This is a genomic window from Planotetraspora phitsanulokensis (genome assembly GCF_016863295.1).
GTDB lineage: Bacteria > Actinomycetota > Actinomycetes > Streptosporangiales > Streptosporangiaceae > Planotetraspora > Planotetraspora phitsanulokensis.
In genome coordinates, this window is record NZ_BOOP01000005.1 from 88,571 (window position 1) to 111,401 (window position 22,831).

A 22,831-nucleotide genomic window follows, 5' to 3' on the forward strand; every position below is an offset into this window, starting at 1 on the left:
CGCACCCCTCTGTCCGGTCGGTCCGATATGACGGTGCCGGAGCACGATACGACAGGACAAGTGCAAGGTTGTGAGGTCACCTTTAAGCTCAGCTACATGCTTGATGTGCGCCGCCTCATGGTCCTCCACGCGGTGGTCACCAGCGGGTCGGTGACCGCCGCGGCGGCGAATCTGGGCTACACGCCGTCCGCCGTCAGTCAGCAGGTGGCGGCACTGGAGAAGCAGGCCGGGATCCCCCTGCTCGAGCGCGTCGGCCGGGGCGTGCGGCCCACCGAGGCCGGACGGGCGCTCACCGAACACGCGGCCGTCATCGACAGGCAGCTGGCCGAGGCGGAGACGGAGCTCGCCGACCTGCGGGCCGGCCGTACGGGGCGGCTGGCGATCGGCTACTTCGCCACGGCGGGCGCCACCCTGATGGCGCCGGCGCTCGCCCGGTTTCGCGAAGAGCACCCGGGCGTGCGGGTCGATCTCACGATGACCGACCCCGACGACCCGCTTCCGGAGGTGATGAGGGGCCGGGCCGACCTGGCCATCGTGGTGCGGCCCCGCGACCGGCTCCACGAGGGCGTCCACCTCGTCCACCTGCTGGACGACCCCTACCGCGCCGTCCTGCCCAAGGGGCACCGGCTGGCGGCGAAACGGGTCCTCGACCTGGCCGACCTCGCCGGCGAGCCGTGGGTGGGCAGCGAACGGCCCGGCCCCTGCCTCGACGCCGTGCTCGAAGGTTGCGCCGCGGCGGGATTCACCCCCACGTTCGTCGTGGAGAGCGACGACTACGCCACCGCGCAGGGGTTCGTCGCCGCGGGCCTCGGAGTCAGTCTGATCCCGGACCTGGGGCTGGCCAATCGCCATCCCGGCGTCGTCGTGCGCAGGGTGCGCGGACCGGAACCCGTCAGGTCCATCCATGCGGCGGTCCGGGAGACCTCGCTGGGCCGGCCCGCGCTCGACGGACTGCTCACCGCCCTCCGCGATGCCTCAGCGCGGTGAGCGCCGGCTTCGGCGCCGGTCTCGTGGTCGCCCGGGCCGTAAGCAGCCGTAACCCTCGGCCCGGGCAACGCTCACGGGTCAGCGGGTGCGCGGCAGCACCTGGATCGTGTCCCCCACGGGACGCTCGCCCGTCGCGTCCGACGGGCGGTTGACGAGAGCGCCGTTCACCACCATGGCGGAGGAGCCGCCCCCGTCCAGGTTGAGCGCGTCGACCGCGCCGAGGGACCGCATGAAGGCCGCGCCCTCCGAGAGCGTGAAGCCCTCGCTGCCGCCGCTGAGGCGTCCGTCCACCGTCACGAGCAGCAGCCTGCCGTGCCGGTCGATGCCGGCCATCGTGCGGGGCTGGCGGTTGTTCGCCCACGCGAAGCCGAAGGACAGGTCCAGTGGGTCCAGGACGCCCTCCGTGGCGGCGTCGACGCGGGTCCGGCCGTCCTCCACCAGCGTCGGGGCGGCGCTGACGATGCTGTCGTCCGCGCCCAGCCTGACCTTGCGGCCGTCGGCGTCGCGGATGTCCTCCGTCACGGAGATCTTCGCGCCCACCTTCGCGTGCTCGGTGAGCCAGTCGGCCGCGGGCCCGATGCCCTGGAGCACCGTCTGGCCGGGCGCGACGGTGCCCGCCCGTCCGCCGACTGACACGACCCGGTTCTTGGAGTTCAGCGCCACCTGGACACCGGCGCCGGTCGGCAGGGCGTGGACGTAGTCATCGGTGAACTTCACCAGGTCGTCGGCCTTCGTGCAGGTGGTGTCGTGGCACGGCTCGGCGGTGGGGAGCGCCCCCGGGCGGCCGCAGTTCCGCAGCAGTCCAGGAGTGCGGTTGATGCCTTCGACCGCGTGTACGGCGCGGCCGGCGCGTGCGGTCACGGTGGTGGTGAGATCGGTGATCCGGACGTTCCTGCCGCCGTCCTGGAGGATCAGCGCCGCGCGCGAGCCCACCGCCATCGAGGTCAGCTCACCGTCGTAGGCGCCGATGCCCGCCATGGTGCCTTGCACACCGTCGGCGTCGGAGGTGAGGAAGAAGCCCCCGTTGACGCCGACCAGGGACCCGACCTTGGCCGCCACCGAGGAGGTCGTCTCGCGCTGGGCCACGTTGCCGTCGTGGGTGGCCTCGACCGTGCCGCGGAACCCGCGCGGGTCGATGACCGCGACGTTGATGTTCTCGACGTCGGCCGGCTGGTCGGCGTCATAGCCGCTCCACTCCACGACGTTGCGGAGTCCCGCCGCGGTGACCTTCGACGCCACGCTCCGCGCCGCGTCCTGGGTCGGGTAGGAGCCGACCCTCACCCGCACACCCATGAGCCCGTGCGGCGTGTCGGAGTAGTCCGGCCACGGAATCGTCGTCACCACCGGCTCCAGGCCGGCGGCACGCAACCGGTCGGCCGTCTGGGAGGCCCACGACTCCGTTCCCACCGGGGCCCACGCCTGGGCGCCGGTGAACCGCGCCTTCACCTCGGCCTGCACAGTGACGGTCCAGCCGGGCGCGGCAGCGGGGTTCCTGAGCGTCCCGGTGCGCACCTCCACGCCGGGCGCGACGGTCCGTGTGGTCCACTGCGTCGTGGCGCCCTCGGCCGCCTGCCCGGCGACGACGGCGGGTGCGGCCGGCGTGTCCGCCGCGGCCACTCCGGAGACTGAGAGCGGCGCGATGACCGCCAGCGCGGCCACGCCGAGCGCGAACCGGGCGCGCGTGCGACCTCTGCTCGGGCTGTTGTCCATGACGCATCCTTAGGACTCGATGTACGGCCGGATCAGGTGACCTGTTCCGGGCTGAAACGATCGAGTCGAAAGTCCAACGCGCCCAGACGAACACGCGAACGAAAGCGAGGGTGCGGAGGTGGACGGGAAGATGAACCCTCAGTGGCGGCGTACGAGAGTTGCCGGACGCCTGGCCATACCCTGCGCCCCCAGGAACATCGGGATACCGCCTCGGCACCGGCGAAACCATCGCCGGAACGGCCTCTCGACAGGGCCGTCCCGGCGGGCCGTACTGCAGGCGTAACGGCGGGGCGGATCAGGCCTGGGACCCGATGTTGACCATCCACGTGATGCCGAACCTGTCCACACACATCCCGAACTCGTCGCCCCACATCTGCTTCTCGAGGGGGACCGCCACGGTGCCGCCGTCGGACAGCTTCTCCCAGTAGCCGCGCAGTTCGTCGGCGTCGTCTCCGCTCAGGCTCACCGAGATGTTGTCGCCGGGGGTGCTCTCCATTCCGGACGGAGAGTCGGCGCCCATGAGAGTGAATCCGCCGTCGGTCTCGAGCATGCCGTGCATGATCTTGTCGGCGTCCGGAGAGTCCGGCGCGCCGAAGTTCGCGTAGGTGTTCAGCACGAGGCCGCCGCCGAAGACGTCCTTGTAGAACTCCAGAGCCTGCCGTGCGTTGCCGGCGAAGCTGATGTACGGATTGAGACGTGAGGCCATCAGATGCTCCTTTGGTCTATGGCGAACGCATCCTCGCATATCAGCTAGTCGCAGGCAGGGGGTTCGAGAGACGTCCAAGCCGGCCATCAATGGAGAATTCACGGAATCACGAGCCGTGAAATCCGATCATCCGCATGAGCATGCGATTCACGATCTCCCACTCCCCCGCGCCGGAGTTTTTAACGGCCCGGTTCGAAGATCAGATCGTTCTCTTTTCGATCAGAAACGGGAGCTGATCGTTTTAATGGAATCAAGAAATCCGGAAACCCCGGACAATCCGCCGGCGCGTGCGACCACGCGGGGATCGCCTAACCTCGATCCTTCACGACCACGTTGCGAAGTGAGGAACGATGACGGCCGGTGACATCGCGGTGGTGACGGGCGCTGGTTCAGGGATCGGCCGGGTGGTCAGCAGGGCGCTCCTGGACTCCGGGTACAGGGTCGCGCTCGCCGGCCGGCGGGAGGGGGCGCTGCGGGAGACGGCTGAAGATCGTGCTGACGCGCTCGTCGTGCCCACCGATGTCAGCGACCCCGATTCCGTGGCGGGCCTGTTCACCCGGGTGCGGGAGCGCTGGGGCAGGGTGGACCTGCTGTTCAACAACGCGGGCACCTTCGGCTTTCCCGGATCCGTCGATGAGATCTCGGTGGCCGACTGGCGCCGTGCGGTCGACACGAACCTGACGGGCGCGTTCCTGTGCGCGCACCACGCCGTGGCGCTGATGAAGGAGCAGCGGCCGCAGGGCGGGCGGATCATCAACAACGGCTCGGTTTCCGCGCACACCCCCCGCCCGGCCAGCGTGGCGTACACCGCCACCAAGCACGCCTTGACCGGCCTGACGAAATCGATCTCCCTCGACGGCCGCCCCTACCGGATCGCCTGTGGCCAGATCGACATCGGCAACGCGGCCACCGAGATGACCGAGACCATCGCGAGGGGGGCCGTCCAGGCGAACGGCACGCTTGCCGGGGAGCCGACGTTCGACCCCGTGCACGTCGCGGACGCGGTGCTGTTCATGGCGAATCTTCCCCTGGACGCTAACGTGCTGTTCCTCACCGTCACGGCGACGGCGATGCCGTTCGTCGGCCGTGGTTGAGACGGGGGTCAGCCCCGGCCGTCAGCGGTGTCCTGCCTCGGCCGCACGGGGAGAAGCAGCGGGCGTTTCGCCGTACGGCCGTCGCCGGATGAGCGGCCGAGCAGGCGTCTGCCCAGCCACGGGCCGAGGAAGGTACCGGCCCAGCGCAGCTCACCGCTGACGCTGCGCCACCTGGACGCCGGGCTTTCGTGGGGCAGCGGACGCGTCCAGGAGTCGTCGCTGCCGGGCAGGGCGAGAGCGTGGGCGACCGCGTCCGCGATCCGCTGGTGACCGAGCGGGCCGGCATGCAGCCGGTCCACGCTCCACAGCCGGGGATCGGTGACCACCGGATGGCCGGTGGTCTCGGCGACGGCGACTCCGTGGCGGCGGGCCGCGTCGCGGATCCGGGCGTTGAGCGCGATGACGCGTGAGCCCAGTGGCCGCGCGAGAGGGATGAGCCGCGTCAGGTCGGGGAAGGTGAGCGTGGCGACGAGGGCGCCCTGGGCGGTGAGCGCGGCGAACATCGCCTCCAGGTGCCCGGCGACCTCGTCGGCGTCGAACCGCGGGCGCATCAGGTCGTTGACGCCGGCGACCACGGTGGCCAGGTCGGGCTGCAGGGCGAGAGCAGGGGACAGTTGCTCGGTGCGGACCTCCCGGGCCAGCCGCCCTCGTACGGCCAGATTGGCGTAGTGCAACCCGGGGCTGTGCCGCACGAGGTGTTCGGCGAGCCGGTCGGCCCAGCCACGCAGGCCGGCGACCTCGTCGCCGTCGCCGAGGCCCTCGGTCTGGCTGTCGCCCAGGGCCACATACCGCAGATAACGCGGGTCAGTCCGGGACACGGGCGCCCTGCCTGTCTCGCAGCACGGCGGCCGCGTGCTCGCACCAGTCACGGTTGCCACGCTCGAAGGCGAGGCCGCGCAGGCAGGTCAGGTAGGGGCCGATGCGCTCGCCGTGACGCAGGAAATCCTCCTCGGCGCGGTCGCCCCGCATGGTGCGCAGCAGCCTGCCGAACAGGTCGACCTTGGCCTGCGCGAAGGCGGCGCGCTCGGCCAGCTGCGCGATCAGCGTCCCGGCGTCGACGTGGTCGGCGGCCTGGACCTTCACGAGCAGGTCGTCGCGGATGAACGAGGGCTTGGCGGCCAGTGCCGTGAAGCGCTCCAGCTCGGCCAGGCCCGCGTCGGTGACCCGGAACAGCCGCTTGTTGGGCCGCGTGTCCTGGACCACCTCCCGGCCCGTGACCAGCCCGTCCCGCTCCAAGCGGGTCAGCTCGGCGTACAGCTGCTGCGGCTGGGCATGCCAGAAGTTCGCCACGCCCAGGTCGAACGCCTTGGTCAGCTGGTATCCGCTCAGCTCCTCGTCGAGCAGCGCCGCCAGCACGGCGTGCCGCAACGCCATCGGATCGCCTCCTCCGTGCGACTGTCCACGAACCCTGTTCAGATGATACTCATAAATAGGAATATTCATGATTGTTGAGGAGACGTCATGACCGCCGCCGATCGCTTCCGCTCCGCCGTCGACGACCGGGACCTCGCCGCGTTGCACGACCTGTTCACCGAGGACATCCGCCTCTACAGCCCCGTCAAGTACCGCCCCTTCGAGGGCAGGCCCTCGGTGCTGGACCTGTTCAAGGTCCTGTTCCGCACCTTCGAGGACTTCCGCTACATCGGCCGCCACCCCGGCGCCTCCGAGACGAGCACCGACGGCGTGGAGTCCCCCTCGGAGGTCCTGCTCTTCAGGGCCGTCGCCGGCGGCAAACAGATCCACGGTGTCGACCTGCTCCACATGAGCGACGACGGCCGCATCAAGGAGATCACGGTCATGGTCCGCCCGCTGTCCGCCGTCCAGGCCCTGGGTGAGGCGGTCCTCGCGGGGTTGATAGCCGACGGGACAGCCGTCACGCCGTCCGACCGCTGAGCGGGCGTTCCGCGGGGCGGCTCCCGTCGATCGCCCAGGCCGCCGGCCCGGTGCTCAGATGACGGCCGGCCGATCGGCCATGAGCTCGAAGGGATCGATGGGCAGTCCTGCGAAGGGCGTCATCGGTCCGGGGTGAGGAGGGGTTTGACGTCCAGGATCGGGGTCGCGTCGAGGGCTTCGAGGTTGCTGACGTGGACGCGCGTGCCGTCGATGGCGAGGATGTGGACCTCGTGCAGGCCGATCGGGTTCGGCCGGTCGGGCGCGCGGGTGGCGAAGACGCCGGCGCGCGGCCGGGTGAGGTCGCCGCGAGGGTGGACGGTGAGCGTGTCGCGGTCGGCGCGGTCGAGCCAGGTGAGCAGAAGAACGTCGGTGCCCGGGGACAGGCCGTCCAGAGCAGGGGCGTACCGGTCGTCGAAGACGAGCCAGGCGTCGGGGGCTCCCTCGTCGGGCTGCCGGGGTGCCGCCGCCCGATCGGTCAGCGTCGACTCGACGCGCCCGATCGCGCGCAGCGTGTATTCGGTCAAGAGCTTGGGTCCTTTCCTGAGCGGGCGTTCCGAGAAGGTTAGTCAGCCGGCCGGCGTCTCCACGTCGAGCCGCGGCCGTTCAGCGTGGGTCGATCGGCGTCAGCGTCGCGGTCGCCGCCTCTATCACCGCCGCGGCGTCGAGGCACAGGTCCTCGCGGAACCTCGGGCCGATGATCTGCACGGCCTGTGGCAGGGTGCCGGCGGACCCGACGGGCACGGCCACGGACGGCAGTCCGAGGAGGTTGACCGCGACGGCCGTCCGCATGGTCTCCGGCCAGTCGGCCAGCCACCGGGCATCGAGATCCGAGCCGACCACGAAGGCCGGATAGGTCCTGATCGGCGCGAGCACCAGCGGAGTGCGGCTCATCCATGCGCTCCATAAGCGGGCGATGGACGCCCGCTCCATCATCGGGTCGAACGCCCCCTCACCGGCGGCTCGCGTCCAGACGGGCTCGAACTCCTGCCAGAACCGTACGAACCCGGGGGACGCGATCGCCTCGACGGGGGGTTGCTCGCGGTGCACCCTGCCGTACGCCGACATGATCTGCGTGAAGATCTCACTCGCGCGGGTGAGCGCCGGGGCGCGGCCCTCCTCGACGAGATAGCCGTTCTCGGCCAGGATCTCCGCGGCGCGCGTCAGAGCGGCGGCAACCTCCGGGGCCGTCTCCGCCCCGTCGAGATCGGTCACCACGCAGACCCGCAGGGGCGCGGGCAGAGGCGGGCCGTCCAGGGGCGCCGGCGCGTACCACGGGTCGCCGCCGGGCCGGCCGCACATGTGGCCGAACGCCAGGCGCAGATCCCGGACGTGCCGGGCGATCGGGCCATGGACGCCGAGCAGTTGGAAGGCGAACGGCGTCGGGCCCGCCCGCTCCCCCACCTGCGCCACTCTGCCCAGCGACGGCTTCAGCGCGCTGACGCCGCAACACTGGGCGGGCCAGCGCAGCGAGCCCGCACCGTCGTTCCCGATCCCGAGCGGTGACATGCCCGTCGCCACCGCGACCGCCTCCCCGCCGCTCGAGCCGCCCGGCGTGTGCTCGGCCGACCAGGGGTTGACCGTCGCGCCGTGCAGCGCGTTGTCGGTGTGCCATCGCATGCCGAACTCGGGCATGTTCGTCCGGCCGATCGGGATCGCCCCCGCCGCCCGCAGCTCGGCGACGGGGGGCGCGTCCGCGGACGCCCGCGCGTCCTTCAGTGCGACGATTCCCATCGTCGTCGCCGAGCCGGCGACCTCGATGTTCTCCTTGACCGTCAGCGGCACGCCGAACAGGGGCCCGACGGAGTCACCCCGCGCGCGTGCCGCATCGGCCGCGTCCGCCGCGGCGAGCGCCTCCTCCCCCAGCGTGACCGTGATCGCGTTCACGCGAGGGTTCACCTGGTCGATCCGCCGTAGATGCGCCTCGACCGCCTCTCTGCAGGACGCCTGTCCCCCGTGGATCAGCTTCGCCAGATCCCATGCGCCCAGTTCCCACAGCTCCGTCAACGCGTCCTCCTCGGTGGCCGTGCCGGGAAATCTAGGAGGGGTCGCGGGAAAAGAGCAGTCTTGTCTTTCCCGGAGGCGTCAGCCGTCCTCTGTGCGGACCGGACGTGGCTGGCGTGGGTGCGGTCAGTGGCGTTGTGGCGCGAGGCCGGACATTGTCTCGACGTGCCGCAACGCGGCACGCACGCTGGCGGAGCCGGCCGGCAGGAGCGGCAGCCGCACCGCGGCGCTCGGGATGCGGCCCTGCGCGTGAAGGACCGCCTTGATGACCGTGGGGTTGGGCTCGGCGAACAGCGCGCCCGACAAGAGAGCGAGGCGGTGACCGAGCGTTCGGGCCCGGGCGGCGGCATCGGCGTGCCAGGCGTCGGCCAGCTCGACGTAACGTGCTGTGGCGACATGCGCCGAGGCGAGGATGCCGCCCTGCGCGCCAAGTGCCAGCAGAGGCGAGATGAAGACGTCGTCACCGCCCAGCACCGCGAAATCGGCCGGCGGGTCCGCCAGCAGTTCGACGGTGTCGGCGCCGATCCCGCCGACGGAGTACTTGATACCGGCCACACCGGGGATGCCGGCCAGCCGCCGGATGGCGTCGGCGGGCAGGTCCTGGCCGGTCCGGTACGGGACGTGGTAGATCACGAGCGGGACGGGACTGGCAGCGGCGAGAGCGGTGAAGTGCGCGATGACCCCCGCCTCGCCGGGGCGCAGGAACGGCGGCACCAAACTGAGCGCCGCGGTCACGTCCGACCGGCCGCGTAACTCCCTGACCGCCTCGACGGTGCTCGCACCGACCAGAAGCCGGGCCGAGTGCTCACGGCACACCCGCGCGATCACGTCGACGACGCCGCGCCTCTCGGCGGCGCTCAACGACGTCGGTTCCGCGGTGGTGCCCAAGGCCACGATGCCGGCCGCGCCGGCGTCCAGCACCTCGTGCGCCAAGGCTTCCAGCGTGGGGAAGGCGACGGCGCCGTCGCCGTCGAACGGGGTGATCAGCGGCACGTACACACCGGAAAGCGTCATGGTCACAGCGTCCGGCACGTGAACAGGTAAGGTCCAGTTCGCATTTCTGATCAGAAACGTAAGCTCTTCTTATGCTCGACGTGCGCCGCCTGCGACTGCTGTGCGACCTTTCCCGTCTCGGCACGATCGCCGCCGTCGCGCAGGCGCACACCTGCTCGGCGTCGGCGGTCTCCCAGCAGATGGCCGTATTGGAACGAGAAGCCGGTGTGCCACTCCTGGAACGCACGGGCCGGCGCGTCGCCTTCACGGCGGCCGGCCGCCTTCTCGTACGGCACGCGGAGACGGTCCTCGCCGCCCTGGAACAGACAACGGCCGCGCTCGCCGCGGTGGGCACGGGCCTGTCCGGCCCGCTGCGCATCGGCGCGTTCCCGACAGCGGTTCGCACCCTCCTCCCGGCGGCGCTGGTCGCACTGGGCCGCCGGCACCCGGGGCTCGAGCTGATGGTGAGCGAGCTGGACCCGGTCGCGGTTCCGGGCGCCCTGCGCGAGCGGCGGCTCGACGTCGGGCTGCTTCACGACTACGACGTCGTGCCGGTGAAGCCGGACCCCGCCTTGGACGCGGTGTCGCTGCTGGACGAAACCGTGTTCCTCGCCGTGCCCGGCACCACCCCCGCGACCGAGGGCGCCGACCCGCTTCGTGACGTCCGAGACGCGCCCTGGATCATGGCCAGTCCCGGCACCCTCTGCCACACCGTCACGCTGCATGTCTGCCGCGCCGCCGGCTTCAGGCCCCAGGCGCGCCACCATGCCGACGACTTCGCCACCGTGCTCGCCCTGGTCGCGGCCGACCAGGGCGTGTCGCTGGTGCCCCAGCTCGCCGCCGCGCAGCCACCTGCCGGCGTGCGTCTCATCCCGCTGCCCACCCGCCGGCGAACCCGCATCGCATACCGGCAGGGCGCGGCCACCCACCCGGCCGTGGCCGCGTTCGTGTCCGCGCTTCGCCAGTCCACCGGCGCATTCCTCGGCCGGTGAACCTGCCGATCGGCGCCCTTCAGGATCTGACCTCGTTCCAGGCGGAGCTGTTGAGGAAGTAGGTGTCGTAGAGCTCCTGGACCTCGAGCAGGCTCTCCGGCGGCACCTTCCCGTAGGCGATGCGCTCCAGGTGCCGGAAGTACTCGAACCGTTCGACTCCGGGCGTGATGACGATGAGGATGTCGGCGTCTTCTCCCGGAGCGGCGGCGAAGGCGTGCGCGAGGCCGGGCGGCACGATGACCAGGTCGCCGCGCTCGGCGGTCACCACCTGCTCGCCGGACAACAGTTGCGCGGTGCCGTCGAGCATGTAGAACAGCTCGGCGGAACCGTCATGCCGGTGCGGCCTTGCCCCGTCGGCGCCGCCGGCCAGGCTGACCCTCTGGGTCGACAGCGCGCCTCCGGTCGAGCTGCTGTCGGCCAGCAATCGGATGGTGGTCGGGGCACGGCCGATCACTTCGGCCTCCGCGGATCGGACGACGACGGACTCGTTGAAGCTCGGCACGATCAGCGACATCGGTGTGACTCCTTGCCTGTGGGGGTTGGTGTGCGGGGGCGGGCGCCGGCCTCAGACGGCGAACAGCAGGGCGGCGCTGATCAGGACGACAACGGCGGTGGCGAAGTGGATGCCGAACGCGACCGCCTTGGTGCCGCCGTGGCGCAGGACGACGAGGGTGTCGCCGAGCGGGACCAGGGCGACGACGAGCATGAACCAGGCCTCGGCGCGGGCGCTCGCGAAGACGAGAAGGGCGAGGCCGAGCAGGCCGTAGCTGAGGTCGCGCAGGCCCTTGATGGTGAGGTACGCGGCGTCTCCGTCCTTCTTCGCGGGGACGCCGTAGCCGGCGGCCGCGGCGCGGGGCGACAGGAGGAAGCGGGCGCCGATGACGAGGACGAGGACGTCGAGCACGATGGCCAATCCGTACGCGGTGGGGGTGATCACTGGCGTCTCTCCTTGCTAGCGCTGCTAGATACGGGAGCGACACTAACATAGCTATGACAGGAGCACTAGCGGCGCTAGAATTGCGCCATGTCCATCCAGGCGCGCCGGGCGCGCGAGCGAGCAGAGCGGGAACGACTGATCGTCACGGCCGCGCGGGAACTGGCCGAATCGGAGGGCTGGGACGCGGTCACCACGCGGCGCCTCGCCGAGGAGATCGAGTACAGCCAGCCGGTCCTCTACAGCCACTTCAAGGGCAAGGACGCCATCATGGCCGCGGTCGCGGTGGAGGGCTTCGCCGACCTCGCCGATGAGTTGCGCGCGGCGCGCGGCGCGGTGGCCGACCCCCGCAAGGCCCTCGCGGCCGTCGGCGCCGCCTACGCGCTGTTCGCCGAGCGGCGGCCCGCGCTGTACGACGCGATGTTCACCCACGCCGTCGACCTGCCCTTCGCGACCGCGGAGGCGCCTCCCGCCCTGCGGGAGGCCTTCGGCGAACTGCTCGAGACCGTACGGCCGCTGGTGAGGGACGACGACCTGGAGACGCTCACCGAGACCTTCTGGAGCGGGCTGCACGGGCTTGTCACGCTCATGCGCAACGGCAGGCTCCGGCATGCCGACCACGAGCGGCGACTGGCGCTGCTCATCAGCCGCTTCTCCGGCTGACCGGCCATCCGGGCCGCAGCGCGTCCGTGCCCGGTCCGCGCCGCGGCGACAGCAGACCGGCCGTCGTGCGGCGCCTGCATGATCGAACGGGCGCGGCGTCGCGCGGCTCACCGCCTCTCCCGGCCACGTCGGTCGACATCGCGATTTGAGGGTTTGACACGCATACCTCCACCGCAGATGCGTGATCACGGTCGAAACTCTCAAAGGGCGCTTCAATGAGACGCTTGAAGGCATGGATGCAGGTGACAACGACCACAGACCAGGAGAGTCCGTTCCCCCACTCCCCCCGGATCCGCGTGCCGAGCGCTCGTCGCACACCGAGCCGGTCATCGAGACCTCCGGCCTCCGAATGCGCTACGGGGGGTCGGCCGACGTGCTCCACGGGGTGGACCTCCGTGTCCACCAGGGCGAGGTGGTGGCCCTCCTGGGCCCGAACGGCGCGGGCAAGACGACGACCATCGAGATCCTCGAGGGGTTCCGCCGGCGTTCGGCCGGTGAGGTACGGGTGCTGGGCGTCGATCCGGACGACGGCGACGAGGCGTGGCGGGCGCGGCTGGGCATCGTGCTTCAGTCCTGGCGCGACCACGGCAAATGGCGGGTCGGCGAGCTGCTCGACCACCTCGGCCGCTTCTACCTCCCGTACGGCACGCCGCGCCGGGCCCGGCCGTACGGCACCGGCGAGCTGCTCGACCTGGTGGGCCTGACCGACCGGGCGAGCGCGGTGGTGGGCACGCTCTCCGGCGGGCAGCGACGCAGGCTCGACGTGGCCATCGGACTGGTGGGACGCCCGGACCTGCTGTTCCTCGACGAGCCGACCGTCGGCTTCGACCCGCAGGCGCGGCGCGAGTTCCACGAGCTGGTGCTACGCCTGTCGGATCTCGAGGACACCGCCATCCTGCTCACCACGCACGACCTCGACGAGGCCGACAGGCTGGCCGACCGGATCGTGATCCTGGCCGGCGGCCGGATCGTCGCCGACGGCAGCGCGCCGGAACTGGCCGCGCGGGTCTCCGGCAAGGCCGAGGTCAGGTACAGCAGGGACGGTGAACACCACGTGGAGTCGGTCGAGGACGCCACCGGCCACGTGCGGAAGCTGTTCGCCGAGTACGGCGAGGCGATCGGCGACCTGGAGGTGCGCAGGGTCAGCCTGGAGGACGTCTACATGACGCTGGTGCGCGAATTCGAGTCCGGGCGGCGCACGGAGGCGCCCAGCGAGTTGACGGAGGTGGCCCGATGAGCCCTCGAGCGGTCGCCGTCCGCGCGGGCCTGCAGCGCGGCTGGATCGAGTTCCGGCAGAGCGTGACCAACGGGCAGGACCTCTGGTCGGTGCTGTTCTTCCCGATCATCGCGCTGATCGTCATGTTCCTGCTGCGGAACAACACGGTGCCGGGCACCGGCTTCTCCCTCGGCTCGCAGTCCATCCCCGGCATCTTGGGGATGAACGTCGTGCTCAACGGGATGCTGGCGCTGGGTCTGTCGCTGACCATGGACCGTGAGGACGGCACGCTGCTGCGCGCCAAGGCGACGCCGAACGGCATGGTCGGCTACCTCACCGGCAAGGTGCTCAGCCGGACCGGGACGGCGGTGGTGGGGCTGCTCGTCCCTCTGGTCCCGGCGGTGTTCCTGTTCGACGGGCTGGAACTGGGCCGCGTGTCGTCGTGGCTGACGCTGGCCTGGGTGCTGGTGCTCGGCCTGGTGGCGCTGCTGCCGATCGGCGCCGTCCTCGGCTCGCTGTTCAACACCGCGCAGAGCATGGGATTCGTCTCGCTGCCGACGATGCTGCTCATCGGCCTCTCCGGCGTGTTCTACCCGATCAGCGCGTTCCCCGACTGGCTGCAGTGGGTCGCCCAGGCCTTCCCGCTCTACTGGCTGGCTCTGGGACTGCGCTCGGCGATGTTGCCGGACGCCCTGGCCGCCGCCGAGCTCAGCGAGTCCTGGCGGCACCTGGAGACGGTCGGCGTCCTCGGTCTGTGGGCCGTCGCGGGCCTCCTGCTCGCGCCGGTGGTGTTGCGCCGGATGGCGCGCCGCGAGTCGGGCTCCGCCGTGGAGGGCCGCCGCCAGAAGGCGATGCAGCGGACGATGTAGGAGCGGGCGGGGAGCCGGCGGGCAGATCACCCGCCGGCCCTCACCCCGCCACCCGGCACGGGCGCGCACGCTCCTGCCGTGCGGCATCCCGGCCCCGAGGAGACTTGAATCCCCGGTGGCATCAGAGCGGCAGGTAATCGAGGACGCACTGCACGGAGACGCTCGAGCCGTCCCTCGACAGGTCGACGACGACCGTCCGTCCGGGCCGGGACGCCTGTATCAGGGACGTCACCTCCGTGGCCGACGTGATCCTCGCGCCGTCCACGGCGACGATGACGTCGCCGGCCCGGATCCCCGCGATGTCGGCGGCGTACCCCGGACGGACCTCCCTCACCACGACTCGTCCGTCAGACGAGGCGGCGGTGCTCAGCCCGGCGTAGGCGACGCTGCCCGGCGGCGGCCCGGCCTCCCGTCCGGCGGCGGCCCTCGCATAGGCGATGAAGAAATCGGTCGGGACGATCCGCGTCCAGTCGGCGCGCGTGACGTTGTAGCTGAGCCCCAGCATCGGCAGGAGTCTGTCCCGGCCGCCGAGCACCACAGGCGTCAGCACCTTGTTCGTCTCGTCGGCCTCCGGATTCGCGACGACGAGGAGCGGTCCGGTTGCGCCTTCCGGGCTTTCGACGCCCGCCGCTCGCGCCTGGTCCACCCGTGGTGAGGAGCCGTCGTGCAGCACGTAGACGCTGTCGAGCAGCGGCCCGGGAGCCTCCGGGGTGAGGACGACGCTCTCCCACAATCCCCCATCCGGGCCGAGGCCCCCAGGCAGCCGGGCGACCGCGATGCAGGCGAAGGGCGAAAGCAGGCCCGCGCAGTCGACGGTCGCCCCGACCTCGCGTCCGCGGTACCGGAGCGTCGCCGACGTGCCCGTACGGCCGGGCAGACCGTCGGACGGCAACGCGAACGCGTACTGATCCGCGAGCCGCGCGGGACCCCTGTTGCCGTCCACGACCACCTGCCGGAGCGAATTCCAGAACCCGGTCACCTTGGGCGGTGTGTAGAAGTCACGGAGGCTGCCAAGCAGGACGGCGTTCACCGGCGCGGGACTGCCGGGAACCGACACCTGAGCGATCAGGTACGGCTGACTCGTCGCCAGCAGGTCCTGCGTGTGAGGAGCGTTGTAGTCCGTCCGCAGTGCGATCGTGATCGCGAGCAGTGCGAGGACCAGCACGCTCGCGCCGAACCTGGCCAGTTTCCTGACCAGCCGGCCGAGTAGGACGCTGGACAGGAGCAGGCCGTCCAGGACGGCGGGCGTGAGCCCGGACGGACGCGGCGGCGGCGCCATGGCGCCGGTCGCGGGAGGCGGCCCGTCATCCGGATGCTCGTGCGAGCCGAGCAGGCTCTGCATCGTGATCTGCTCCGACCACCGGGTGAGGCCGTCTTGGGGATCGCGATCGCCGATCCGGTCGGGCCAGGCCGCCGCCTCTTCGAGGGCGACGGCGCGGCTCGGCACCGGAGGAGACGTGCTCCAGACGGTGAGGCTCGCCCAGACCGCGGCCGGTGGCCACTGGTCCCGGGCGCCGGCTCGCTGGTCGTCGACCGCCGCCCGCAGTGCGGTGGCCGGATGCTCACCGAAGGCGGCGGCCAGGGCCACCCGTGCCAGCGTGCTGGAGGCCGCCCGGTTCGCGATCGGCGCCTGACCGCCGACCACGGACGTGGCGCCGCCGAGCAGACAGGCGGTGACCAATCCCATCGGCTCGTCGCCGGTCTCCATGGTGAGCCGGGTCGACCAGCAGGAGCCGAGGACGACGGTCTTCGGCCAGCGCAGCCTGATGGCGCCGGCGGCCGACAGGGTGGTCCGGTCGCGGAGGTGGACGAAGTGGTCGATGGGCCGGCCGCGGACCTCGCCGTGATCGGAGATGGCCACGAGATCGGCCTGCGGTGTGGCGCCGATCGCCACGATGAGCTCCGCCCGCGTCGCCGTATCGATGATGCGCGGGGCAGCGGGGCGGCCGTTCGGCACAAGCGGGCGTTCGCCGGCGGCGAGCCCCGCCAGTTCGGCGCCGAACCGGGTCGGTCCGACGTGCGTGACGATGGCGGGTGACCGCCCGGGCGATGCGGCGCCGAGCGTGGCGGGCGGGTCCACCAGGGCCAGGTTCGGCACGAAGACGATGGTCGCCCGTTCGGTGAGTGCCGTGCCGTCGGGCAGCCGCAGCCCCGCGAAGGGCACTGCGGCGGTCGGCCCGTCCGGGACGATGAGCAGCACGCACTCCCCGGCGGTCGCCGTGGTCTCGGACATGACCTCGTCCAGATCCGGAGGCAGGAGCGCTTCAGCGAGATCGCGCCACCCCGGATCGTTCATGGGGAACAGCCGATGTGCACGAGTGCTGTCGGCCGAGTCGGTGCCGGCCAGTGCCCGGAGCAGTCCGGCCGGATGCCGCAGTGGGTTGTCCGCTTCTTCGTGGTCGCGCAGGACGACGTCGCTCAGCCGGGTACGGCCCTTCGCGGTCAGCGCCGTGGTGATGTGCCATCCACCGTCGACCTCGTGGCACGAGTAGGTCAGCGCCACCCTGGCCCCGAGACGATCGTGAAGGTCGCCGACATCGATCGGCGTGCGGTCCAGGGCCGCGACCGCCGTGGCGGACAACCGATCTCCGATCTCGCCGCGAAGCCGGGCCAGCCGCTCTGACAGGATCCAGGTCGGCGGGGCTGCGGGGCTGCGGGAAGGCCCGTCCGCGGCGTACGCCTGCGCCTCCTCCACGTCGTGCTCGGTGAGCAGGTCGGCCAGATCCCGGTCTTCGTCGTGGCGAAAGCCCCGGCGGATGGCGGCGGCGAGCGCGTTGCGCCGGATCGACTCCATCAGCCACAGGGCGGTGGCCGCGGCTTCGTCGCGATAGAACACGACGTCGCGGGCGAGTGCGGACAAGACCGCCGAGTAGAGGTCGCGGCTGTCGCGCAGAAGCCCGATCCGGTTGGCCCGCTGCTCCAGCAGGCCCCGGTCGAACTCGAGGTCCCGCAGGCCGCGGGTGAGGTGGAACAGGGCGTTCGCCTCACCTCGGCGCGACCCGTTGTTCAGCCGCAGCGCGGCCGAGGTGGCGGCGAGGAGCGCCGCCGCCCGGCCCGAACGGTGGAACTGACGGTTGTAGCGATTCGCCGCGTCGACGAACGCCGTCACGGCGTCGCCCGACCGGCCGTCGGCCTGGTGAATCTCGCCCACGATCTCCAGTGCCATCGCGCCGACGAGCTGGAGGGCACGAGCCTCCTCGACGCTCATGTCGGCGTACATCGACCGCTCTCCCAGGGCGATCGTCAGCTCGTGGACCGCGAACGCGAGGTCCAGCGCCGTGCCGGGGTCGGTGCCGCGGAACGGTTGCACTCGAGTGAGCAGATCCAGCCCGACGGCCGCGTACTGGCGGCGCCACACCAGCCCGGCGCGGGTGGCGAAGCCCCATGAGGCGGTCGCCGTGGCCCGCTGCTCCGGGCTCGCGGTCTCCAGCAGCAGGGTGCGCAGCCGGGCGGGCCCTCCGCCTGACTCGCGCGCGGCCTCGGCGAACGCCTCATGCGCGGCGGCGTCCAGCCCGATCGCCTGGCGGAACAGTCCGGTCGCGGCCAGGACGGCGGGCATCTCCCCGGACGGATCGCCCCGTGACGCCATAAGGATCCGTTCCGCGTCGGACAACGCGTTGATGCGGAGCGCGTAGTCGACCTCGCGTGCGACGCACCACGCCCGCAGCCGAGGATCCTGCACGGCGGCGATGGCGTCGCCAAAGCCGGCCCAGGCCCTGGCGACGGCGTCGGCGTCGTTTCTCTCCGCGCTGTTGCAACTCCGGATGACGCGTCGGTCTCTCCGCCGCAGCAGCGCACGGCGGGGCGGCAGGAATCCGGCACCGGTGGGCACCCGCAGGCGCACCCGGCCGTACACCAGGCGTCGCACGACCACCGCCCATCCGCAGGCGACGATCGCGGGCGCGAACCGCACGACGGCCCCGCCAGGCAGGAAGATCAGAACCAGCCCGCCGCCCACCACCACCACCACCACCAGGAGCGACCACCCCAGCGTGGTCGCGACCGCGGCTCTGTGCAGCAGCACCCCCGGAGCGCTCCCACTGCGGAAGGCGCGAAGCAGGGCGGCGAACGACAGCACCGCGATCACGGTCGGGAAATATTGCGCCATGTGATGGCTCAGCAGGAATGGCTCGTCGCTGATCTGCGCGGCGACGGTCGGCTCCGGCAGGTCCTCCGGCCGGCGCGCCCACCAGATGGCCGCCGCCGCGACGGGCGCCAGGGCGAGGCCGTCGAACGCCCAGCTTCTCAGGTAGTTCAGAATCCGATAGGGCACCGGCGTGATGAAGACCGTGTCGATCGTTCGCGCCAGCTGCGCCAGCCGCCAAGGCGGGAACGGCGTCATCACGAATGCCTTGGCGTGCCGAGTGACCCGTGGAAAGGTGTCCGCATGAGTCGTGAGGAGCAGCCGGACACCACCGGATCATGGGTCGTCGAACTCATCCCCGGCGAGGAGGCACTGGTGTTCCTGGACGCCGACGACCTTCCCGATGAGGACACCGTCAGCGAACTGCGCATGCAGGCGTACGCGCGGCAGGACGACCCGACCCTCGGACCGGGTGAGACGGCGGACGTGCTCCGGACGCTCGCCGAGTACGCCGCCTCCGGCGTCGTCGGCGCGGCAGCGGTCACCCCGTTCACCGCGACCCTGCGATATCTGCAGCGGTGGCGCGGCAAGCGGCGGGACAACCGCATCGACATCGACCGCGCGATCGAACTGGCGCGGGGCCTCTGCCATACCGCTCTCGGCGTCGATTCCACCGCATGCACCGTCACGGCCGCGACATCGGACGACGGGGGGTGGAGAGTGCGCCTCGCCGCCGCCGGAGTCCCGGTGGAGGTCTTCGTGGATGCCAGCGGCACTCTCGCAAGCTACCGGGTGGTCGAGAGTCTTACCTAGACATTCCGGCTTTCACCGGGTGGCGACGGCACATTCGGAACCCGTCTACAACAGGAGGTGACGCAGCTTGCCGACGGAGTCCGCGGAGTGGCTGTCGAGCATTGACTGGCAGACCAGGAGGACCTGACCGGGTGCGCTGTTGACGGGCAGGGTCTCGTAGGCGAGCTTCACCTCTCCCACGTCGGGGTGACGCAGTTGCAGGATGCCCCGGCCGTTGGTCCGCACATCGTGAGTGCCCCACATGCGGCGGAAGTCCCCGACCTGGGAGAGCTCTTCGATCAGGTCGAGGAGGAAGGGGTCCTCGCAGTGCGCCCCCGCGGTCGCGCGCAGGTGGGCCACCCACACGTTGGCCGCCGAGTGCCAGTCCTGATACCACTCCGGGTGGTAGAAGGCATGCCTCAGGAGGTTGGGGCTGAATTCGCGTTCGTTGCACAGGAGCGCCGCCAGCCGGTTCTCGAAGAGCACGTCCAGCCGGCGGTTCATCACCAGGGCCGGGTGGTCCCAGCTCTGCATGAGCGTGATCAGGGTCGGGTTGACCTGGTCGGCCCGGTCCGCGGGCGTGTGCCTGGGCGTCCGCGGGCGCGCGAGATCGTGAAGGTGCCGGGCGGCCTCCGGGTCCAGGTGGAAGACCCGCGCGAGCGAGTCGAGCACCTGCTCCGACGGATGGCGCTCTCTGCCCTGCTCGAGCCGCATGTAGTAGTCGACGCTGACACCGGCCAGGTCCGCCACTTCGCTTCGCCGAAGCCCCGGCGTCCGGCGGCCGTCGACGTGAGGCAACCCGACCTGATCGGGGGTCGTCGCTTGACGTCGAGCGCGCAGAAATTCCCCCAGAGCGCCCACTAGGTCAGATTAAGGATAGGTAGGTAACATCCGCGCCAAAGGCATGACAAATCACCATCTGGACCAACTCGCGAGGCGGCACGACCGGGTCCGCATCGGCGCGCCCTACTCGGGTGGCCCCATGATGCGGTAGCCCACCCCGGGGGTGGTGGTGATGATCGGAGGTTCGCCGAGTTTGCGGCGCAGGCGGCCCATGGTGACCGTGACGGTGTTGGTGAACGGGTCGGCGTGCTCGTCCCAGACCTGTTCGAGCAGGTCCTCGGTGCTGAGGAAGGCGGGGGCGGCGCGCAGCAGGGCCTCGAGGAGGGCGAACTCCTTGACCGACAACTCCACGCGACGGCCCTCACGGGCGACGGTGCGGCTCACCGGGTCGAGCTCGATGCCGCCCGCGCGCAGGGTGCGGGCGCGGGCGAAGGGCCGGCGGCGGGCCAGGGCGCGGATGCGCAGGACCAGTTCGGGGAAGTGGAAGGGCTTGGCGAGATAGTCGTCGGCGCCCAGGGTCAGGCCGCTGACCCTGTCTCCGGGTGAGCCGGCCGCGGTCAACATCAAGATCATGGTCCGGTCGTCGGCCTCAGTGATCATCTGGCAGAGCGCGTCGCCGTGGATCCCCGGCAGGTCCCGGTCGAGGACGACCACGTCGTAGGCGTTGAGGTCGAGCTTGGCCGCGGCCTCCAGCCCGTCGTACGCGACGTCGACGGCCATGCCCTGATCGCGCAGGCCCTCCACCAGGACGGCCGCGAGTGAGCGGGCGTCCTCGACCACCAGCACCCTCACGCCGGCGCGCCCGTCAGCGCGGCCGCCAGGGGCAGCGAGACGGTGACCCGGAGGCCGCCTTCGGGCCGGGCGCGCAGGTCCAGGACCCCTCCGTGCGCCGTGGCGACGGCCGACACGATCGACAGGCCGAGTCCCGACCCGTTGTCTGAGCCGGTCCGATCCGTCCCGAGCCGCTGGAACGGCCGGATCAGCAGCGCGACCTGTTCCTGGTCGAGCAGCTCCCCGCCCGTCTCCACGACGAGCCGCGCCGTCTCTCCGTCGGCCGTGGCGGCCACCCGGATCCAGCCGCCCCGGCGGTTGTGCACGATCGCGTTGTCGATCACGTTGTCGACCATGCGGGACAGCAGCGTCCGGCTCCCCCGGGTCCAGGCGCGGTCGTCGACCTCACCGTCGTGGACGGTCAGGTCCTTGTCCGCGATGTCGGCCGCCCGGTCGTCCAGGGCCGCGGACACCATGCGGCCGAGCGAGACCGTCGCGCGGTCGGACAGGGCTCCGTGCTGCGTGCGGGCGAGCGTGAGGAAGCCTTCCAGAAGCCGGTCGACCTGGTCGAGCTCGACCCGGAGCCGGTCGGCGAGCGCGATCGTCTGGGCCGGCACGGGCTCCGGCTTGGCCACGGCGACATCCAGCGACGCCCGCATGGTCGCCAGTGGGGTGCGCAGCTCGTGGGAGGCGTCGGCGACGAATCGGCGCTGCGCGGCGAAGGACCCCTCAAGGCGTTCGAGCAGGCCGTCGATCGTGTCGGCGAGGTCCTTCACCTCGTCGGCGGGGCCCTGCACGGCCAGTCGCTCGTGCAGGTTGTCCGCGGAGATCCGCCGCGTGGACGCGGTGATCGTCCGCAACGGCCGGAGCACCCGTCCCGCGACGAGCCGGCCGAGCACGAGCGACACCACGGCCATGACGGCGAGCGCGATCACCGAGCCGATCAGCAGTTGGCGTGACTGGAGCGCCTCCGTCTCCGACAGCCGGCTCTGGAGCAGCGCGATGTGCTCCTGGGCGGTCTCGAGCGTGAGTTGCGCGCCGGATGGCGGTCCGCCGCCGTGTGCGCTGATCCGCGATCCGAGGCTCACGAGGTTGGTGATGGCCAGCAGCCCGACGGCGGACAGGAGGAACAGGACGCCGTACAGGGCGGTGAAGCGCTGCCGTACGGTACGGCCGGCCTGAGCCGGGCGTCGCGGTTTCGTCATCAGTCCACTCCCGTTCCCGTGCCCCTCAAGGATGCCGCCCCTGACCTAACAACGGCATGACGGGCCGCGTTCGGCCCACGTTATGGCCACCTCCGTAGAACCGATCGCATGCGAGCAACCATCGAAGTCACCGGCCTGCGTAAGCGGTACGGCCGGACCACGGCGCTGGACGGGATGTCGTTCACCGTGGAGCCGGGCCAGGTCACCGGATTCGTCGGGCCCAACGGCGCGGGCAAGTCCACCACGATGCGGGTGATCCTCGGCCTGGACGCGGCCGACGAGGGCAGCGCGCTGGTGGGCGGGCGACCGTACGCCGGCCTGCGGCGGCCGCTGTTCCATGTCGGAGCACTGCTGGACGCCGCCGCGCCGCAGCCGAGCCGGACCGCCCGCAATCACCTGCTGTGGCTGGCCCACTCCCAGGGGCTGGGCGCCGGGCGGGTGGACGAGGTGATCGAGCTGGTCGGGCTGCGTTCCGCGACCAGACGCAGGGTGGGCGGTTTCTCCCTCGGCATGCGGCAGCGGCTCGGGATCGCCGCGGCGCTGCTCGGGGACCCGCCGGTGCTGATGTTCGACGAGCCGTCCAACGGCCTGGATCCCGAGGGCATCGTGTGGATGCGCGGCTTCCTGAGGTCGCTGGCGGCCGAGGGCCGGGCCGTCCTGGTCTCCAGCCATCTGATGAGCGAGCTGCAGGACACCGCCGACCATCTCGTGGTCGTGGGACGCGGCCGGGTCGTCGCCGACACCAGCGTGGCCGGGCTGATCGCGGCAGCCTCACTCGACCGGGTCACGCTGCGCACATCGGCATGCTCGGCGGCCGTGACCGCGCTGACCCGCGCCGGCGCCGCCGTGGCCGACACGGGCCACGGCACTCTCGGGGTCACCGGCCTGGCGGCGGAGCGCGTCGTGGCCCTCCTCAACGACGACGCGGTGCCGTTCTCCGAGGTGTCGGCGCATCGCGCGACGCTCGAGGAGGCCTACATGCACCTCACCCGGGACTCGGTCGAGTTCCGCGCCGCCCCGGAAACCACTCCGGGAGCCTCCCCAGGAGCCGGCGTGGAACCCACCGCAAAACCCTCCA

General features: G+C 71.3%; 22 protein-coding genes. 9 read left to right on the forward strand and 13 right to left on the reverse strand.

Annotated features, from left to right (window positions below):
* The first annotated feature begins 96 nt into the window (after positions 1 to 96).
* Complete coding sequence (locus Pph01_RS08240) at positions 97 to 987, forward strand: LysR family transcriptional regulator (RefSeq protein WP_204072389.1); 891 nt, start codon at positions 97 to 99, stop codon at positions 985 to 987.
* A 78-nt stretch (positions 988 to 1,065) separates the two neighbouring features.
* Here Pph01_RS08240 and Pph01_RS08245 read toward each other — a convergent pair whose 3' ends face one another.
* On the reverse strand, positions 1,066 to 2,697 hold the full coding sequence (locus Pph01_RS08245; RefSeq protein WP_204072390.1) for a phosphodiester glycosidase family protein: 1,632 nt from the start codon (positions 2,695 to 2,697) through the stop codon (positions 1,066 to 1,068).
* A gap of 295 nt (positions 2,698 to 2,992) precedes the next feature.
* Positions 2,993 to 3,403: a VOC family protein gene (locus Pph01_RS08250; RefSeq protein WP_204072391.1), complete on the reverse strand. Its 411-nt coding sequence runs from the start codon at positions 3,401 to 3,403 to the stop codon at positions 2,993 to 2,995.
* A 350-nt stretch (positions 3,404 to 3,753) separates the two neighbouring features.
* Between Pph01_RS08250 and Pph01_RS08255 the strand changes: the two genes are divergently transcribed.
* A complete protein-coding gene (locus tag Pph01_RS08255) occupies positions 3,754 to 4,497 on the forward strand; it encodes an SDR family oxidoreductase (RefSeq protein WP_204072392.1) in 744 nt (247 codons plus the stop codon).
* A gap of 8 nt (positions 4,498 to 4,505) precedes the next feature.
* On the opposite strand, the gene Pph01_RS08260 is transcribed toward Pph01_RS08255, so the two are convergent.
* Positions 4,506 to 5,315 carry an SGNH/GDSL hydrolase family protein gene (locus tag Pph01_RS08260; RefSeq protein WP_204072393.1) on the reverse strand — a complete coding sequence of 270 codons (810 nt, stop codon included), beginning with the start codon at positions 5,313 to 5,315 and terminating at the stop codon, positions 4,506 to 4,508.
* Positions 5,302 to 5,871 (reverse strand): PadR family transcriptional regulator, encoded by a 570-nt coding sequence (locus Pph01_RS08265; protein ID WP_204072394.1) that lies wholly within the window; start codon positions 5,869 to 5,871, stop codon positions 5,302 to 5,304. Before Pph01_RS08265 ends, Pph01_RS08260 begins: the two co-directional genes overlap by 14 nt.
* Before the next feature lie 87 nt (positions 5,872 to 5,958).
* On the opposite strand from Pph01_RS08265, the gene Pph01_RS08270 reads away from it, so the two are divergent.
* Complete coding sequence (locus Pph01_RS08270) at positions 5,959 to 6,390, forward strand: nuclear transport factor 2 family protein (protein WP_204072395.1); 432 nt, start codon at positions 5,959 to 5,961, stop codon at positions 6,388 to 6,390.
* Positions 6,391 to 6,509: 119 nt separating this feature from the next.
* Here the strand turns inward: Pph01_RS08270 and tsaA are convergent, their stop codons facing one another.
* The 3 genes from tsaA to Pph01_RS08285 all read right to left on the reverse strand — a co-directional run bounded on the left by tsaA (position 6,510) and on the right by Pph01_RS08285 (position 9,405).
* On the reverse strand, positions 6,510 to 6,914 hold the full coding sequence (tsaA, locus tag Pph01_RS08275; RefSeq protein WP_204072396.1) for a tRNA (N6-threonylcarbamoyladenosine(37)-N6)-methyltransferase TrmO: 405 nt from the start codon (positions 6,912 to 6,914) through the stop codon (positions 6,510 to 6,512).
* A 79-nt stretch (positions 6,915 to 6,993) separates the two neighbouring features.
* On the reverse strand, positions 6,994 to 8,394 hold the full coding sequence (locus Pph01_RS08280) for an amidase (protein ID WP_204072397.1): 1,401 nt from the start codon (positions 8,392 to 8,394) through the stop codon (positions 6,994 to 6,996).
* A gap of 123 nt (positions 8,395 to 8,517) precedes the next feature.
* Entirely contained in the window at positions 8,518 to 9,405 is an 888-nt protein-coding gene (locus Pph01_RS08285) for a dihydrodipicolinate synthase family protein (RefSeq protein WP_204072398.1), read from the reverse strand.
* 71 nt (positions 9,406 to 9,476) lie between these two features.
* Here Pph01_RS08285 and Pph01_RS08290 point away from each other — a divergent pair, with 71 nt between their 5' ends.
* Positions 9,477 to 10,376 (forward strand): LysR family transcriptional regulator, encoded by a 900-nt coding sequence (locus tag Pph01_RS08290; protein WP_204072399.1) that lies wholly within the window; start codon positions 9,477 to 9,479, stop codon positions 10,374 to 10,376.
* A gap of 19 nt (positions 10,377 to 10,395) precedes the next feature.
* Here Pph01_RS08290 and Pph01_RS08295 read toward each other — a convergent pair whose 3' ends face one another.
* Both Pph01_RS08295 and Pph01_RS08300 read right to left on the reverse strand, forming a co-directional pair.
* Positions 10,396 to 10,890 carry a cupin domain-containing protein gene (locus Pph01_RS08295; RefSeq protein WP_204072400.1) on the reverse strand — a complete coding sequence of 165 codons (495 nt, stop codon included), beginning with the start codon at positions 10,888 to 10,890 and terminating at the stop codon, positions 10,396 to 10,398.
* 51 nt (positions 10,891 to 10,941) lie between these two features.
* Positions 10,942 to 11,313 carry a DUF4267 domain-containing protein gene (locus tag Pph01_RS08300; protein ID WP_204072401.1) on the reverse strand — a complete coding sequence of 124 codons (372 nt, stop codon included), beginning with the start codon at positions 11,311 to 11,313 and terminating at the stop codon, positions 10,942 to 10,944.
* An 87-nt stretch (positions 11,314 to 11,400) separates the two neighbouring features.
* Here Pph01_RS08300 and Pph01_RS08305 point away from each other — a divergent pair, with 87 nt between their 5' ends.
* From Pph01_RS08305 to Pph01_RS08315, 3 genes are all read left to right on the forward strand, one after another.
* The gene (locus tag Pph01_RS08305; protein ID WP_204072402.1) at positions 11,401 to 11,973 is read left to right on the forward strand and encodes a TetR/AcrR family transcriptional regulator; all 573 of its coding nucleotides are present in this window, start codon (positions 11,401 to 11,403) and stop codon (positions 11,971 to 11,973) included.
* A gap of 349 nt (positions 11,974 to 12,322) precedes the next feature.
* Entirely contained in the window at positions 12,323 to 13,210 is an 888-nt protein-coding gene (locus Pph01_RS08310) for an ABC transporter ATP-binding protein (protein WP_239116520.1), read from the forward strand.
* Positions 13,207 to 14,058: an ABC transporter permease gene (locus Pph01_RS08315; protein WP_204072404.1), complete on the forward strand. Its 852-nt coding sequence runs from the start codon at positions 13,207 to 13,209 to the stop codon at positions 14,056 to 14,058. The genes Pph01_RS08310 and Pph01_RS08315 overlap by 4 nt, the downstream gene beginning before the upstream one ends.
* 121 nt (positions 14,059 to 14,179) lie before the next feature.
* Here the strand turns inward: Pph01_RS08315 and Pph01_RS08320 are convergent, their stop codons facing one another.
* Complete coding sequence (locus Pph01_RS08320) at positions 14,180 to 18,400, reverse strand: CHAT domain-containing protein (protein ID WP_204072405.1); 4,221 nt, start codon at positions 18,398 to 18,400, stop codon at positions 14,180 to 14,182.
* Positions 18,401 to 18,445: 45 nt separating this feature from the next.
* Between Pph01_RS08320 and Pph01_RS08325 the strand changes: the two genes are divergently transcribed.
* Positions 18,446 to 18,955 carry a hypothetical protein gene (locus Pph01_RS08325; RefSeq protein WP_204072406.1) on the forward strand — a complete coding sequence of 170 codons (510 nt, stop codon included), beginning with the start codon at positions 18,446 to 18,448 and terminating at the stop codon, positions 18,953 to 18,955.
* A gap of 45 nt (positions 18,956 to 19,000) precedes the next feature.
* On the opposite strand, the gene Pph01_RS08330 is transcribed toward Pph01_RS08325, so the two are convergent.
* From Pph01_RS08330 to Pph01_RS08340, 3 genes are all read right to left on the reverse strand, one after another.
* On the reverse strand, positions 19,001 to 19,795 hold the full coding sequence (locus Pph01_RS08330; RefSeq protein ID WP_204072407.1) for a helix-turn-helix transcriptional regulator: 795 nt from the start codon (positions 19,793 to 19,795) through the stop codon (positions 19,001 to 19,003).
* 105 nt (positions 19,796 to 19,900) lie between these two features.
* Positions 19,901 to 20,569: a response regulator transcription factor gene (locus Pph01_RS08335; RefSeq protein ID WP_204072408.1), complete on the reverse strand. Its 669-nt coding sequence runs from the start codon at positions 20,567 to 20,569 to the stop codon at positions 19,901 to 19,903.
* A complete protein-coding gene (locus Pph01_RS08340; protein ID WP_204072409.1) occupies positions 20,566 to 21,753 on the reverse strand; it encodes a sensor histidine kinase in 1,188 nt (395 codons plus the stop codon). Before Pph01_RS08340 ends, Pph01_RS08335 begins: the two co-directional genes overlap by 4 nt.
* A gap of 108 nt (positions 21,754 to 21,861) precedes the next feature.
* Between Pph01_RS08340 and Pph01_RS08345 the strand changes: the two genes are divergently transcribed.
* Positions 21,862 to 22,831 (forward strand): ATP-binding cassette domain-containing protein (locus tag Pph01_RS08345; protein ID WP_204072410.1); only part of this gene is annotated, 970 nt, incomplete at its 3' end.

What these genes read in the sequence shown, in the direction of transcription:
- Pph01_RS08240 (WP_204072389.1), top strand. Translation starts at nt 97, where the DNA reads ATGCTTGATGTGCGCCGCCTCATGGTCCTCCACGCGGTGGTCACCAGC.
- Pph01_RS08265 (WP_204072394.1), bottom strand. Translation starts at nt 5,871, where the DNA reads ATGGCGTTGCGGCACGCCGTGCTGGCGGCGCTGCTCGACGAGGAGCTG.
- Pph01_RS08255 (WP_204072392.1), top strand. Translation starts at nt 3,754, where the DNA reads ATGACGGCCGGTGACATCGCGGTGGTGACGGGCGCTGGTTCAGGGATC.
- Pph01_RS08285 (WP_204072398.1), bottom strand. Translation starts at nt 9,405, where the DNA reads ATGACGCTTTCCGGTGTGTACGTGCCGCTGATCACCCCGTTCGACGGC.
- Pph01_RS08315 (WP_204072404.1), top strand. Translation starts at nt 13,207, where the DNA reads ATGAGCCCTCGAGCGGTCGCCGTCCGCGCGGGCCTGCAGCGCGGCTGG.
- Pph01_RS08320 (WP_204072405.1), bottom strand. Translation starts at nt 18,400, where the DNA reads ATGACGCCGTTCCCGCCTTGGCGGCTGGCGCAGCTGGCGCGAACGATC.
- Pph01_RS08245 (WP_204072390.1), bottom strand. Translation starts at nt 2,697, where the DNA reads ATGGACAACAGCCCGAGCAGAGGTCGCACGCGCGCCCGGTTCGCGCTC.
- Pph01_RS08305 (WP_204072402.1), top strand. Translation starts at nt 11,401, where the DNA reads ATGTCCATCCAGGCGCGCCGGGCGCGCGAGCGAGCAGAGCGGGAACGA.
- Pph01_RS08250 (WP_204072391.1), bottom strand. Translation starts at nt 3,403, where the DNA reads ATGGCCTCACGTCTCAATCCGTACATCAGCTTCGCCGGCAACGCACGG.
- Pph01_RS08290 (WP_204072399.1), top strand. Translation starts at nt 9,477, where the DNA reads ATGCTCGACGTGCGCCGCCTGCGACTGCTGTGCGACCTTTCCCGTCTC.
- Pph01_RS08340 (WP_204072409.1), bottom strand. Translation starts at nt 21,753, where the DNA reads ATGACGAAACCGCGACGCCCGGCTCAGGCCGGCCGTACCGTACGGCAG.
- Pph01_RS08310 (WP_239116520.1), top strand. Translation starts at nt 12,323, where the DNA reads ATGCGCTACGGGGGGTCGGCCGACGTGCTCCACGGGGTGGACCTCCGT.
- Pph01_RS08295 (WP_204072400.1), bottom strand. Translation starts at nt 10,890, where the DNA reads ATGTCGCTGATCGTGCCGAGCTTCAACGAGTCCGTCGTCGTCCGATCC.
- Pph01_RS08270 (WP_204072395.1), top strand. Translation starts at nt 5,959, where the DNA reads ATGACCGCCGCCGATCGCTTCCGCTCCGCCGTCGACGACCGGGACCTC.
- Pph01_RS08325 (WP_204072406.1), top strand. Translation starts at nt 18,446, where the DNA reads ATGAGTCGTGAGGAGCAGCCGGACACCACCGGATCATGGGTCGTCGAA.